The 12,891-nt window shown below is 44.0% G+C and carries 13 protein-coding genes; 5 read left to right on the plus strand and 8 right to left on the minus strand.

Translation table 11 applies throughout. From position 1 onward, the window contains the following. Positions 1 to 71 precede the first annotated feature (71 nt). The 8 genes from A3712_RS26140 to A3712_RS26175 are packed head-to-tail and all read right to left on the minus strand — an operon-like array spanning position 72 to position 7,132. Entirely contained in the window at positions 72 to 869 is a 798-nt protein-coding gene (locus A3712_RS26140) for an EAL domain-containing protein (RefSeq protein ID WP_157618892.1), read from the minus strand. Continuing rightward, positions 862 to 2,952: a flagellar biosynthesis protein FlhA gene (flhA, locus tag A3712_RS26145; protein WP_063525594.1), complete on the minus strand. Its 2,091-nt coding sequence runs from the start codon at positions 2,950 to 2,952 to the stop codon at positions 862 to 864. The genes A3712_RS26140 and flhA overlap by 8 nt, the downstream gene beginning before the upstream one ends. Before the next feature lie 30 nt (positions 2,953 to 2,982). Beyond that, the gene (flhB, locus tag A3712_RS26150) at positions 2,983 to 4,110 is read right to left on the minus strand and encodes a flagellar biosynthesis protein FlhB (protein ID WP_063525595.1); all 1,128 of its coding nucleotides are present in this window, start codon (positions 4,108 to 4,110) and stop codon (positions 2,983 to 2,985) included. After that, positions 4,107 to 4,883, minus strand: coding sequence for a flagellar biosynthetic protein FliR (fliR, locus tag A3712_RS26155; RefSeq protein ID WP_063525596.1), 777 nt, complete (start codon positions 4,881 to 4,883; stop codon positions 4,107 to 4,109). The genes flhB and fliR overlap by 4 nt, the downstream gene beginning before the upstream one ends. Continuing rightward, positions 4,883 to 5,152: a flagellar biosynthesis protein FliQ gene (gene fliQ, locus A3712_RS26160; RefSeq protein WP_063525597.1), complete on the minus strand. Its 270-nt coding sequence runs from the start codon at positions 5,150 to 5,152 to the stop codon at positions 4,883 to 4,885. The genes fliR and fliQ overlap by 1 nt, the downstream gene beginning before the upstream one ends. Positions 5,153 to 5,161: 9 nt before the next feature. Further along, entirely contained in the window at positions 5,162 to 5,902 is a 741-nt protein-coding gene (gene fliP / locus A3712_RS26165; RefSeq protein WP_443083629.1) for a flagellar type III secretion system pore protein FliP, read from the minus strand. Between the two features lie 46 nt (positions 5,903 to 5,948). Then, a complete protein-coding gene (gene fliN / locus A3712_RS26170) occupies positions 5,949 to 6,317 on the minus strand; it encodes a flagellar motor switch protein FliN (protein WP_063525599.1) in 369 nt (122 codons plus the stop codon). After that, the gene (locus A3712_RS26175) at positions 6,314 to 7,132 is read right to left on the minus strand and encodes a FliM/FliN family flagellar motor switch protein (RefSeq protein ID WP_063525600.1); all 819 of its coding nucleotides are present in this window, start codon (positions 7,130 to 7,132) and stop codon (positions 6,314 to 6,316) included. Before A3712_RS26175 ends, fliN begins: the two co-directional genes overlap by 4 nt. A 400-nt stretch (positions 7,133 to 7,532) precedes the next feature. Between A3712_RS26175 and A3712_RS26180 the strand changes: the two genes are divergently transcribed. From A3712_RS26180 to A3712_RS26200, 5 genes are read left to right on the plus strand one after another with little or no spacing between them, the layout of a single operon-like run. Continuing rightward, complete coding sequence (locus A3712_RS26180) at positions 7,533 to 8,465, plus strand: MotY family protein (RefSeq protein ID WP_063525601.1); 933 nt, start codon at positions 7,533 to 7,535, stop codon at positions 8,463 to 8,465. Next, positions 8,462 to 9,796, plus strand: a complete 1,335-nt coding sequence (locus A3712_RS26185; RefSeq protein ID WP_063525602.1) for a sigma-54 dependent transcriptional regulator — start codon at positions 8,462 to 8,464, stop codon at positions 9,794 to 9,796. The genes A3712_RS26180 and A3712_RS26185 overlap by 4 nt, the downstream gene beginning before the upstream one ends. Before the next feature lie 14 nt (positions 9,797 to 9,810). Continuing rightward, positions 9,811 to 10,167: a flagellar hook-basal body complex protein FliE gene (gene fliE / locus A3712_RS26190; RefSeq protein ID WP_063525603.1), complete on the plus strand. Its 357-nt coding sequence runs from the start codon at positions 9,811 to 9,813 to the stop codon at positions 10,165 to 10,167. Positions 10,168 to 10,170: 3 nt separating this feature from the next. Then, positions 10,171 to 11,907 carry a flagellar basal-body MS-ring/collar protein FliF gene (fliF, locus tag A3712_RS26195; protein WP_063525604.1) on the plus strand — a complete coding sequence of 579 codons (1,737 nt, stop codon included), beginning with the start codon at positions 10,171 to 10,173 and terminating at the stop codon, positions 11,905 to 11,907. Continuing rightward, a complete protein-coding gene (locus A3712_RS26200; RefSeq protein WP_063525605.1) occupies positions 11,870 to 12,889 on the plus strand; it encodes a flagellar motor switch protein FliG in 1,020 nt (339 codons plus the stop codon). The genes fliF and A3712_RS26200 overlap by 38 nt, the downstream gene beginning before the upstream one ends. Positions 12,890 to 12,891 lie beyond the last annotated feature (2 nt).

Below are 12,891 nucleotides of genomic sequence, written 5' to 3' on the forward strand. Positions count from 1 at the left end.
TTTTAAGACTGTTCAGACATGAAAAAGGGCGAGTGCTTATTGCTGAACTCGTCCTTTTTCTTTAGCCCCGTTTAATCATCGCCGAACGATTTAAACGACAATGAAGTGGGAATATCACTGAAATAGCCGAAGTAATAACTCGCACCGAGTAAGCGGTAACGATTGAGCTCGTTTTGGCTTGCGACTCTACCTGCCACCCAAGGGAACTGATTACGACGTAGGAAGCGTGCGATGGGAAGGAACGCATGCTGATCTTGCTTGTTTTCCATGGTGACAGATAGCTTGATCAGATCGGGTTCAAACTCGGCAATGCGTTCAAAGTGTGTTTGGCTGGTCGCAATTTCAAACCACAAGGCATACGCGTTGTCTTTCAGCTGTTCAACTAAAGCAGCAACGCGTTCATGGAGGCACAGAGTTTCATCGGCTTGCAAAGCGGGCACGACATGTTGAAATGCTGCCTTGTGGAATTGAATCATCTGATTCAAAAAGTGACGCCCTGCTTGCCATAGTAAGGCGTCGACCCGGATAGGCACCACGACATTGCTGATAAGGTCCGAATGAAAGGTATCGATCTGGAACTGAGTTTGGCGCAGGGCTAAAAACAAGCTGTATAAATCTAAGCAATATTGCATTTGCTCAGACAGTTTAAACTGATAAACACTCTGTTCGCCATGTACACCAAAGCGCAAGGTAAGGTGCTGGTATTCCACCTCACCGGTTTTGGTTTTGCGGATGGCCTGACAGGCGTGTTGAATGTCTTTGTGTTTGAGCGCATCAAACACCAGTTGGTCGTCGTTCGTGACAATGTGTTGTAGTGCGAGATCGCACAAGTAGTCATACATCGCTTTTGTTGAGATGAGATTAGCCAAGGTTTCCTACTACATTGATCTGTTTATTTTCTGGGATTTCATTATACGACAGTACCGCTAAACCTTGAGTAAAGGTGCGGGCATAACGAGCCAGCAATGGGCGCAGTTGAGGCATTACCAGTAAAATAGGAGGTAAACCTTGTTGTTTCAGTTGCTGGCGAATTAACGGTAAATTTTGTTGGAATTGGTTTAAAACGTTTGGTTCAATCGGGAAGCTATCGAGCATCACAGGCCCTGCGGCTTGGGCTTGTTGTAGCGATGACATCAGCATTTGCTCGAGCTCGTCGGACAATGCATAAACGTTGAGCTCACTCTTCTGCCCAATAACTAAATTAACTAGGGTACGTTTTAGGGCGCAGCGAATATCCGCAGCAAGCAGAATAGGATCTTTTGTATTTTCTGAAGATTCCAACATAGTATTGGCTATGGTTCGAATGTCTTTTAACGGAACCTGGTCGAGCAACAGTTGACGGTAGACCTTCAGTTGTTGAGCTGGTGTTAATGCGGCCACTAAGGCCTCGGCTAATTTAGGAGCTTGCGCAGAGAGCCTTTGAATCATTGCCTCAACATCATCATGTGTAAATAGTTCAGCTAAGTTGGTTTTTATAATTTTGCTAATATGTGTGGCGATAACGGTGCCATCATCAACCACTTGATACCCCATATTAAGTGCTTTAGCTTTATCTTTATGTTCTATCCATACTGCCGGTAATTGGTATGCGGGATCACTGCCTAAAATGCCGTCGATTTCACCATAGGTCTCGCCAACGGCAATCGCCATCAAACGTTCTGGTTCAATAAAACCTTGTTCAATCACTTCACCATTTAGAGCAAGGGTGTATTGATTGGGTTTTAGACTTAGGTTGTCGCGGATACGCACTTCTGGGAGTAGGAACCCAACCTGTTCTGAAAGATTTTTGCGAACGCCACGAATACGCTGTGCCAAGGGGGCACCTTGTTCTTTGTTGACCAAGTGCACTAAGCGGTAGCCTAAGGCGAGAGACAAAGTTTGAACATGAGGAATCATATCCCAAGTGAGTGTGGTCTCTTCTTCTTGCATCGTTTGAGAGAGCGCTTCCACTTGATCCATTTGAGGTGTCTGAACCGACCGTTTACTTTGTCGCCAGCCAGCAAAGGCTAGCGCGGCGGCAAAACTAAAAAAGGCCAAATGCGGCATACCAGGTACGATACCAATCACGATCATAATACCTGCAACAGTAAATAAGGTTGCAGGTGTTGCTAGTAGCTGTCTGTGCATGGTTTCTGACATGCCATTGTCGCTATCATTGATGCGGGTCACGATGATCGCGGCGGCTGTTGCCAATAGTAGCGATGGAATTTGCGCGACTAAGCCATCACCAATGGTGAGCAACGCATAGGTTTTGAAAGCTTCTGAAGCGGGCAACCCATACTCGAATACACCAATGCTGATACCACCAATGATGTTGATAAATAAGATCAATAGCCCCGCGACGGCGTCGCCACGAACAAATTTAGAAGCACCATCCATGGAACCATGGAAATCGGCTTCATTGGCGACTTCCTTACGACGTAAGCGGGCGCTTTCTTGGTCAATTAAACCAGCATTGAGATCGGCATCGATCGCCATTTGTTTGCCCGGTAAGGCGTCCAAGGTAAAGCGAGCCGATACTTCCGAAATTCGCTCACCACCTTTAGTGATGACGACAAAGTTAATGATCATCAAAATGATGAAGACCACCATACCTACGACATAATTCCCACCGATAACGACTTCACCAAAGGCTTGAATGACTTTACCTGCCGCATCGCCGCCATTATGACCTTCGAGTAAGACGATTCGGGTTGAAGCAACGTTCAGCGTCAGCCTGAGTAATGTAGCTACCAACAAAATAGTGGGAAAGACCGAAAAGTCCAGCGGTCGTTTCGCTGTGGTACTGACCAATAATACTAAGATCGCTAACACGATGTTGAAGGTAAACAGCGCATCCAATAGTAGTGGTGGCAATGGCAAAATCACCATGGCTAAAACCATGAGTAAGACGATTGGAATGCCAATGTAGCCTTTGGTGGAGGTATGAAGTTGTTTTAACCAGCTAAACATGTTGTCGTGTCCTTGGGTAAACGCGGTTGATCAGTGTTGTAAGTGTTTTGGAATTGAAAAGTGAGGCAAAGGTGTCGGTTCTTGTCCTTGCCCTTTACGAAAGGCTTTCAATTGCAAAACGTAAGTCAGAATATGAGCTACTGCGACATAAAGTTGATTTGGGATTGCTTGCTCAATGGCTGTGGTGTGATAAATCGAACGCGTCAGTGGAGGAGCGTTGATGATCTCGATGTCATTATCTCTGGCAATACGTTGAATATGCATCGCCGTCTCATCTACTCCTTTCGCGACGAGAAAGGGAGCGTCTGAGATGGAAGGATCGTACTTTAATGCAACGGCATAGTGAGTTGGGTTCGTGACAATCACATCGGCTGTTGGCACCATCTTGTCAATTTTACGACGTGCGAACTGTTGCTGAATTTGTCTAATACGCTGCTTGACCTCAGGACGACCCTCGTTATTTTTGTATTCCTCTTTGATCTCTTGTTTGGTCATTTTGAGCTCTTTAAGGTGCTCCCAACGCTGATAAGGAATGTCAATGACGCCAAACAGCAATAAGGCAACTCCCATGAGCAAGACACCTTCGAACAAGATCGACATGATTAAAGTAACCCCTTGGTTTAGCGGTAAAGTTTGCATTCCAAGTAGAGACTGAAGATGATTGTCGAGATAGCCATACAGGATTCCGAAAATGACTAGAACTTTAACGGTAGACTTGATCAATTCGACAATCGACCGAGTTGAGAAAATACGTTTAATGCCTGAAATGGGATTTATTTTACTGAATTTGGGCATGATATTGGCTGGTCGGAATATCCATCCTCCCAGAGCCATAGTACTGCCAAATGTCACGATGATAATGACAATGAACAGTGGTAGCAGCATCTCAATGATGACTGCTAAGCTTTGACCGATATGCTCTACAAGTCGGCTTGGGTTTTCCAAATCAGCTTTGGTCAGGGACATGTTGTAACGAAAGATTCCCGACATACTTTCCCAGATTGCACTTAATTGTGACTGAAAAAATAAAGCGACGGCTAGAAAGATAGCGGCGGTTGTGAAGTCTTTCGCTCGTGGTATCTGCCCTTCTTGGCGGGCTTTTTTTACTTTTTGAGGAGAGGCTTTTTCCGTTTTATCCTGTGATGATTGCTGGCTCATGCGCCCCCTAACATAAAGTTGTTTAAGTAGCGGATGGTGTCATGAACCAAAGCTGTGTAGCGGCTAGGCACGCCAGAAATGGAAATTAATACGCTGAAAAGGCCTAGTAGCATGGTCATAGGAAACCCAAGCGCGTAGACATTTAGAGAAGGAGCTGCGCGATTCATAACGCCAAAGCTCACGTTCGCTAGTAGCATAGAGACGATAGCAGGTAGCGCTAGCGCCAATGCAGAGGCGAACATCCAACCGAAAATACCGAGTACCCCTTTAAGGGAGAGCATAGTGAGCCCTGAGCCAACGGGCCAAAAGACAAAGCTTTGGATAATAATATCAATAACTAATAAGTGACCTTCTAAAGCAAGAAACAATAATGTCGAGAAGATCAAAAAAATACGGCCAAGTATGGCGACAGAAAGACCGTTGACTGGATCATTCATCATTGCCATACCTAAGCCCATTTGTAGGGAAACGATTTGACCCAGCATAGTAAATACATTGAATAGCATATGAAGGATGAGGCCAAACACTAGTCCCCAGATCGCTTGCTCGAAGGCTAAGAAGAGTGAGGTCAGAGAAAAAAGTTCAACTTCTGGCATCGCAGGCATGAGAGGAGCGGTAATGACTACGATAGAGAGTGCGAGTAAGCTACGAACCCAAACCGGAATGAGCGCATCACCGAAAAAAGGCATAGAGATAAATACGGCTCCAATGCGGAAAAATGGCCACCAAAATTGACCAAGAATCATGGATAGTTCCGCAAAAGTGAGTGCCATTAACCTATCATCCCAGGAATGTTATGAAAGAGGTAATCGAATAGGTCCATAATTTTACGTAGCATCCAGTGCCCTGCGAAAATCACCATCAGCAGTGTAACGAGCAGTCGTGGCAAGAAGCTTAAAGTTTGTTCGTTAATTTGTGTTGCGGCTTGAAATACCGCAATACACAAACCAACAATCAGGCCAGGCACAACCAACACTGCCACCATTAAGATGATTAGCCATATTGCGTCAGAAAATAGCGTGACAGTTAACTCCGGTGTCATAGTATATTTCTATCCCCCAAAGCTCGCTGACAAGGTGCCTACTGTCATTGCCCAACCATCGACAAGAACAAAAATGACTAATTTAAAAGGCAGGGATATGATCAAGGGAGATAGCATCATCATCCCCATCGCCATCAACACACTGGCGACGACAAGATCGATGATCAGGAAGGGTATGAACAGCATGAAACCAATTTGAAATGCTGTCTTAAGTTCACTAATGACGAACGCTGGGAGGACAACGGCAAATGAAATATCTGCAACGTCTTGATTAATCGGTTCATTCGCAATACGCAGCATTTGCTCTAAAGAGCTTTGATGTGTTTGCGCTAGCATAAAATCTCTAACCGGCTGTTCAGCAACTGAAAAAGCCTGAATTAAAGTGATTTCACCGTTATCGTATGGCTTGAACGCATGCTCGTAGATATCCGTCCAAACTGGACGCATAATCAGAAGGCTTAGTGTCAGGGCAATACCGATTAACACTCGATTAGGAGGACTTTGTTGCAGGCCCAATGCTTGGCGTAAAATGGCTAATACGACAATGATGCGTGTAAAGCTGGTGGCCATCAGAATGAACGCTGGCAAGAAACTGAGAGCGGTCATCAGCAATAATATTTGCAGTTTTACACTGTACTCTTGTTGGGTGTCACCATCGGAAACTGACAAAATGGTCAGGCCGTTATCTGCCGCCATTGTCGGAAACGTAAACAGTAGACTAAGTAAAATGAGCGCGCCCATAGGCAGCATAATTTGGCTGACGTTCTGAACATTCATGGTACAACCCAATTTGACTCTATCGGCCAACGACATTGAGTGCTGAGTCATAGACATCAATCAGACGAAGTCCGTACTTATCATTGATAACAACGACTTCAGCTTGCCCCATAAGAGAGCCATTTACCTTCACATCCAAAGGTTCGCCGTTTAGTTTATCCAACTCAATAACGGTACCCTCACCCGCTTTCATCAAATCACCCAGTGGTATTTCCTTACTTGCAACTTCCAAAGTTACTGTTACAGGGATATGTTTAAAAAAACTTAAATCGCGCTCTGCGGTTTGCTCTACTTTGAGTTGAGTGTCTGCATCAAAATCATTTAACTGAAAATCATCAAAATCTAATTCATCGGCGTCGAATGCTTTGTTCTCGTGCGTTTCGCTCATCGCTGAGGTTCCTTATCTGGGTTAAAAATCAAAACAAGCTGGCCGTCTTGTTCGGCAATACGACCAGTGAAAAGGGGATGTGGACCGATACTGACAGGCACGATATTTAGCAGTTCGACGGGTAAAATATCGTTTGGTTGTAACTTAACGACATCACTTAAAGTCATTGTCTTTTTACTGAGTACAGCATTGAGACGAACAGGGGTTGATTCTAGAGAGCGACAAAAAGGCTGGAAAAGATCCTTAGCTTCTTGCAACTCCAACTGCTCAATCATGGTTTGAATCATTGTGTTATCGATCTTTAGATGAATAACACCTTGGTAATCTTCTAATGTAATTGAGAGTTCAGCGTGCAACCCAATACCGCAAGGTGCTTCATAGTCACAGGTTTGCCACATTTCTTGAGGAGCGAGCCAATTGGTGATAACTCGGCTGATCCTCTCTTGTAAGCGTAAATCACTTGCCGTTAATGATTGGGTGTAACGTTCTGTATTGGCACCATAAAAACGGTCAGCTAAACGGCTGAGTGTTTCGACATTACTATGGATATAAAGTGTTCCTCCATCTCGGTGTTCATAGGTAGAAGTCTGTTTTTTATCCAGTGATGTTGCACAAAATCGATGCAGGTCTAAAGAGGTTAAGCGAGTCTCAATTTTGTTTGAGCTCAGCCAAACTTGTAATTCATTAGTAAGGGTAGAACAGGACTCAAAAATCAAATTTTGGAGTTTTTTTCGAATGATATGGATCGGTTTACCTAACAACTCTACATCAAGTGGTTTTATATGTGAGATTGATTCATTGACACTGTTTTTCATGTGTATTTTACCGTGCCCTGACATAAGTGGTGACCAAGATTTAATTTTTTCACAGGATACACATAAATTTTTATAACTTTTTAGCTTTAGGTTTAAAGATTGTGACTTTCGTTCATATGTTGATTTTAATGGGTGCTGTGCACTTTTAATATGAAATTTAATTCGCTAATTTTATCTATCGATTGACTTATTAATAATTCAGTCAGTGAACAGGGTTCATTTGACCTAAATGGTTTTAGTTATTCTTGATTAGAATTTTTTCTTATTGTTTAAGCTTAATTTTTCTTTTTCAGTTTGTATATATGAGAGCTTTTAAGGATATTGGTGCATATTCGATGATTACTAGCCTTTGGCGAGTTCGACGACCGTTCAGGTATGGCTGTTTTATGGTGTTAACTCCATGAAAAGCTATGTATTAAGGTTGTTGATTTCAAGTTGCTTTATATCCATTAATGCAGCGTTAGCTGTAGAGGATCTAAAGATTCCTATGGACCTTTCTATTTGGTCATATAAAGGAAATAAGTTTGAATGCAACTTGAATCATTCAGATGTTCCGCAGGGGAAGTTTTATTTCCGGTCGGAAGCTGGAGGACGTGACTTATTTATTACTGACATTGATGTTAGTAAATGGAATAGGGTACTGCTTGAGAGTAAGAGTCCGCCATGGGAAAAGAGAGTTGTCATAAAAGAGATGGCATCATATTCACCGGAAAAGACAAATCACAGCATTATGTTCTCTGACGGAGTCAATTCTCTTATTAAAGATATTAAGTCAGGGAGTTGGATTCAATTATCACTCAGTCGAAATGATTTTTATGCCACTCAGCGTATAACAATACCGACCATTCAAATGCAGCAGGCATTAACTTCCTATCAACAATGCCGTGAAAACTTACCAAAGCTTTCATTTACTCAGGCTCGTGATCAAAGTATTTATTTTCAGCTTGGCCAAACGAAACTCGAACCTTCTCAGGAAAGCACAATTGCTGATCTAAATCGATATGTTGAAGTTGATGATCGTGTTGTCGCCATTTTGATTGATGGTCATACAGACAATGTCGGGTCTAAGTTTACAAACTTAAATATATCGCGCCAACGAGCTGAGGAAGTGGCCGAGGCTCTGATTCAGTTTGGTATAGATCGTAACATCATTCAAATCCGAGCTCATGGCGACCGATATCCTATTGCCAGCAATGCTACTCCTGTAGGGCAAGCGAAAAACCGCCGGGTTACTCTAAGGTTGGTAAGAGAAAATGAACGTATTACTGGCATAGAGAAATCGGAAGTGAAGCAACCCTCATCCCCCAAACAAGAGAAGGTACAGGTTCAATGACGATGAAAATGGATATTTTGTTGGTTGAGCCCAATGAAAAACTGGCTCAACCCATGCTGGATATACTTGAGCATGCGGGCTATTCGATACGCCACTGCCGTACCGGTCGCAGTGCGCTTTTAGAGAATAGTGCAGGCATTACTTTGGTTAGCACAAATTTAACCGATATGTGCGCACGTGAGTTTGTTGCATGTCATCAGAAACAAGCGCAGCGGGGGGTTGTGATTGCTGTTGTCGAGCAGGACCAAGGTATTTTAGCTGCTGAAACTATGCAATCTGGTGCAACTGATTATTTACTTCGCCCGTTTGAGTCTAACCAGCTACTCACTTTGTTGAGACGAGTCGAAGATCTAGGTAAACCATTAGCGAATATAGTGACTGAGTCATGGCGGAGTAAACAAGTTCTTCAATTAGCACACCGAGCGGCGCGCACTAATGCGAGCGTACTGATCACTGGGGAGTCTGGTACCGGAAAGGAGCTATTGGCACGCTATGTTCATGAGCAATCACCAAAGGCCAATGGTCCTTTTGTGGCGGTAAACTGTGCTGCAATTCCAGAGTCTATGTTGGAGGCTGTACTGTTTGGTCATGTGAAAGGGGCATTCACTGGGGCCGTTAATTCTCAACATGGGAAGTTTGAAGAAGCGAATAATGGCACGATTCTTTTGGATGAAATTGGGGAGATGTCTCCTTCGGTACAAGCCAAAATATTACGAGTCTTACAAGAGCGTGAAGTGGAGAAAGTGGGTAGCCATAAGTCGATTCAACTCGATATACGAGTGATCGCGGCAACAAACAAAGACTTACGAGAGGAAGTTCAAAAAGGTACTTTTCGCGAAGACCTTTACTATCGTTTAGATGTTTTACCTTTACACTGGCCATCGTTACGCGAACGAGAAGAGGATATTCTTCCAATCGCTCAATTCTTTATTGGGAAATACCAAGATGGCAGTCGTTGCCACTTATCACAAGATGCTATGTCTGCACTTTGCCAATACAAGTGGCCAGGAAACATTCGCGAACTCGAAAATGTTATTCAACGAGCCCTCGTGATGCGTCACGGCGATTATATTACTTCGAGTGACTTGATGTTACCGATGGAATCCTCGACATCAGAGCCCTCTTTAGAGCCTGCGTCAAGCTTTAGTCACATAGAAGCTAAAAAGCATGCTGAATTTCAATTCATACTCGAAAAATTACGTCAGTTTGGTGGAAACCGAACTAAAACCGCTAATGCCTTGGGTGTATCGACACGAGCCCTCCGTTACAAGCTTGCAGCTATGCGTGAGCACGGCATTGATTTGCAGTCAGAGCTCGGCTCGGCTGCCTAAAAGGAGAATAATTGATGATAAGTCAACCTACAAATGCGGTATCAGCAGAGCAATTAATGTTGTCTAAAATGGAGGCCATGAAAACGCAGGTTCAGCCAACAGAATTTGTTGTGAGTGTAAACCCTTTAGACCAAGAGAACACCAACACCCCCTTGTCTTTTTCAGAAGCGATGACTGGTGTTTTGGATACGGTTAACCAACATCAATCGCTTGCCAGTCAAAGAATGACTGCAGTTGAAACGGGCAAGAGTGATGATTTAGTTGGTGCGATGGTCGCAAGTCAGAAAGCGAGCCTGTCGTTCAATGCTTTGATGCAAGTACGTAACAAAGTTGTGATGTCGTTTGAAGATATAATGAAGATGCCGGTGTAATCAATGTCAGAATTAACCACGCAAGTTGCCGGAAGTCCAGTTGCTCATGCCGGGTCTACATATAAAGGTATGGACGAGGTAACCAGTAAGTTGAAACACTTATGGTCGAGTAGTCAGCGTAACCTTGTGTTATCTGCTGTTTTAGCAGCCATTGTCGCCGCGATTATTGTCGTTGCCCTTTGGAGTTCATCTCAGAGCTTCCGTCCGCTTTATAGCCAACAAGAACGTTTTGATATTGGTGAAATCGTTTCTGTGCTAGAAACGGAGGGCATTAGTTACCGCATGCAGGAACAAAACGGACAAGTATTGGTTCCAGAAGGTGAAGTCGCACACATCCGTATGTTGCTCGCTTCGAAAGGTGTTAAAGCTAAATTACCGACTGGGCTGGAGTCTTTGAGTGAGGACAGTTCACTGGGTACCAGTCAATTTATTGAGACGGCACGTTATCGACATGGACTAGAGGGGGAGTTAGTTCGCACTATTATGTCACTTAATGCGGTATCAAATGCAAGAGTGCATTTGGCGATACCCCGCCAGACCTTATTTGTTCGTCAAAATACCGAAAATCCGTCTGCTTCAGTTATGTTAGAGCTGAAGCCGGGAAATAATTTAAAAAGCGAGCAAGTTGAAGCAATCATTAACTTGGTTGTCGGTAGTGTAACGGCAATGAAACCTGAGTTTGTTTCAGTTATCGATCAATATGGCCGTTTGTTGAGCGCGGATGTCGCATCTCCTGAAGCGGGTAAGGTCAACGCAAAGTATCTTGAGTATCAAAAGAGTGTTGAAAAGCAAATCATTCGCCGTGCGGCGGACATGTTAACGCCTATTGTCGGTCCGAGTAACTTCCGCGTTCAAGTTGCAGCTGATATGAACTTTAGCCAAGTAGAGGAAACACAAGAGGTTCTCGATAATGCCCCTGTTGTTCGTAATGAACATACCATACAAAATAGCTCTATCGATCAAATTGCGCTTGGTGTTCCTGGCACGCTGAGTAACCAACCCCCAGTCACCGGCGAGACAGCAACGAATGATAGCCAAAATTCCAATGCACGTTCCGAGGTGAATCGTCAATATGCGGTGGGCAGCAGTATTCGCCGTACTCAATATCAACAAGGTCAAATTGAAAAGTTAAGTGTCTCCGTATTACTGAATTCACAGGCTGCACCGGATGGCGTCGCATGGAGTGAAGCGGATAAAACGCAAATCTCAGCCATGATCATGGACGCGGTCGGTATCTCAAATGCACGTGGTGATAGTTTGAGCCTGATGAGCTTCAACTTTACACCAATTGAGATTGATGCACCGCCAGCTCTGCCATGGTGGCAAGATGCGACGGTACAACAGCCACTACGATATGTGATTGGTGGAATGCTTGGCTTAGCGATGATTTTCTTTGTTCTACGTCCACTGACTATGCATCTCACCGGAAAGGATATACCGATTCAAGAGCAGAGTTCGACGGAGCCAAAAATCGAACCGGAATACGACAATTTACAGACTCGTGAAGAGCGCGAACGAGAAGAGCGACTTAACCGAAAATTATCAGAGAAAGGGATTGCCGTCTCATCAGGTTTGGATGTCAACAGTGACATGCTTCCAGCTGCGGATTCTCCTCTTGAGACTCAATTGAAGCATCTACAGCTTATTGCTAATGAAGAGCCAGAGCGTGTAGCCGAAATTCTGAAACAATGGGTAAACATCAATGAACACAACACCGTCGACCTCAAAGCAGACGCTTAGTTATGTAGAACAAACCGCACTTGTGTTGCTGGGGATGGGAGAAGACGCGGCCGCGAAAGTTCTTCAGAGTTTCACCCGAGATGAAACCCAGCGTGTAACACGTGCAATGGCTAAACTGAATGGCATTAAAAGTGATTCAGCTCGTGGTGTCATCCAGAATTTTTTTGACGATTTTCGTGAGCATAGTGGTATTCGTGGAGCATCAAAAGAGTACTTGTCCAATACGTTACGTAAAGCACTAGGTAACGATTTAGCGAAAGGCTTACTCAATCATTTATACGGTGATGAGATTCGAAATAATATGCAACGCTTACAATGGGTTGAAGCAGAGACGTTAGCGCGTTTCATCTTGAATGAGCACCCGCAGATGCAAGCTATCTTTTTAGCGTATTTACCAGCAGATAGCTCCTCGACTGTTTTGAAACATCTCCCTCAGGATTACCATGATGAGATCCTTTTCCGTATCGCTCAATTACAAGATATTGATCACCAGGTCGCTAACGATTTACATGAACTGGTAGAACGTTGCATTGATAAAGTATCAGCCAGTCAGAGCACACCATTGTCGGGAGTGAAACAAGCCGCTGACATCATTAACCGCTTTGAAGGCGACCGAGCATCGTTAATGGAGATGCTTAAGTTGCATGATGAAAATGTGGTGAATGAGATCGAAGAAAACATGTTTGATTTCTTGGTATTAGGAAGGCAGCGTGAAGAGACGATGGATATATTGGTTCAACAAGTTCCTCTTGACCTGTGGGCTGTAGCACTCAAGGGAGCCGATATTTCGTTGCAGCAAGCGATAAAGCGCTCTATGCCTCAACGTATGATCAAAGCACTCGAGGATGATATGGAGGTACGTGGAGCCGTGGTTTTGAGTCGGGTTCACCGTGCTCGTCAAGAGATTATGCAGATGGTACGTGAGTTAGATGAGGCAGATGAAATTGAGTTAGTGCTCTATGAAGAGCCAACCTTGGAGTAAGG

Origin of the sequence: Vibrio sp. HI00D65, from assembly GCF_001635455.1 — a bacterium.
Classification (GTDB): Bacteria; Pseudomonadota; Gammaproteobacteria; order Enterobacterales; family Vibrionaceae; genus Vibrio.

What these genes read in the sequence shown, in the direction of transcription:
- A3712_RS26175 (WP_063525600.1), bottom strand. Translation starts at nt 7,132, where the DNA reads ATGAAAAACAGTGTCAATGAATCAATCTCACATATAAAACCACTTGAT.
- flhA (WP_063525594.1), bottom strand. Translation starts at nt 2,952, where the DNA reads ATGTTTAGCTGGTTAAAACAACTTCATACCTCCACCAAAGGCTACATT.
- A3712_RS26200 (WP_063525605.1), top strand. Translation starts at nt 11,870, where the DNA reads ATGAACACAACACCGTCGACCTCAAAGCAGACGCTTAGTTATGTAGAA.
- fliE (WP_063525603.1), top strand. Translation starts at nt 9,811, where the DNA reads ATGATAAGTCAACCTACAAATGCGGTATCAGCAGAGCAATTAATGTTG.
- fliQ (WP_063525597.1), bottom strand. Translation starts at nt 5,152, where the DNA reads ATGACACCGGAGTTAACTGTCACGCTATTTTCTGACGCAATATGGCTA.
- fliR (WP_063525596.1), bottom strand. Translation starts at nt 4,883, where the DNA reads ATGGCACTCACTTTTGCGGAACTATCCATGATTCTTGGTCAATTTTGG.
- fliN (WP_063525599.1), bottom strand. Translation starts at nt 6,317, where the DNA reads ATGAGCGAAACGCACGAGAACAAAGCATTCGACGCCGATGAATTAGAT.
- A3712_RS26185 (WP_063525602.1), top strand. Translation starts at nt 8,462, where the DNA reads ATGACGATGAAAATGGATATTTTGTTGGTTGAGCCCAATGAAAAACTG.
- fliF (WP_063525604.1), top strand. Translation starts at nt 10,171, where the DNA reads ATGTCAGAATTAACCACGCAAGTTGCCGGAAGTCCAGTTGCTCATGCC.
- flhB (WP_063525595.1), bottom strand. Translation starts at nt 4,110, where the DNA reads ATGAGCCAGCAATCATCACAGGATAAAACGGAAAAAGCCTCTCCTCAA.
- fliP (WP_443083629.1), bottom strand. Translation starts at nt 5,902, where the DNA reads ATGCTGCCTATGGGCGCGCTCATTTTACTTAGTCTACTGTTTACGTTT.
- A3712_RS26180 (WP_063525601.1), top strand. Translation starts at nt 7,533, where the DNA reads ATGAAAAGCTATGTATTAAGGTTGTTGATTTCAAGTTGCTTTATATCC.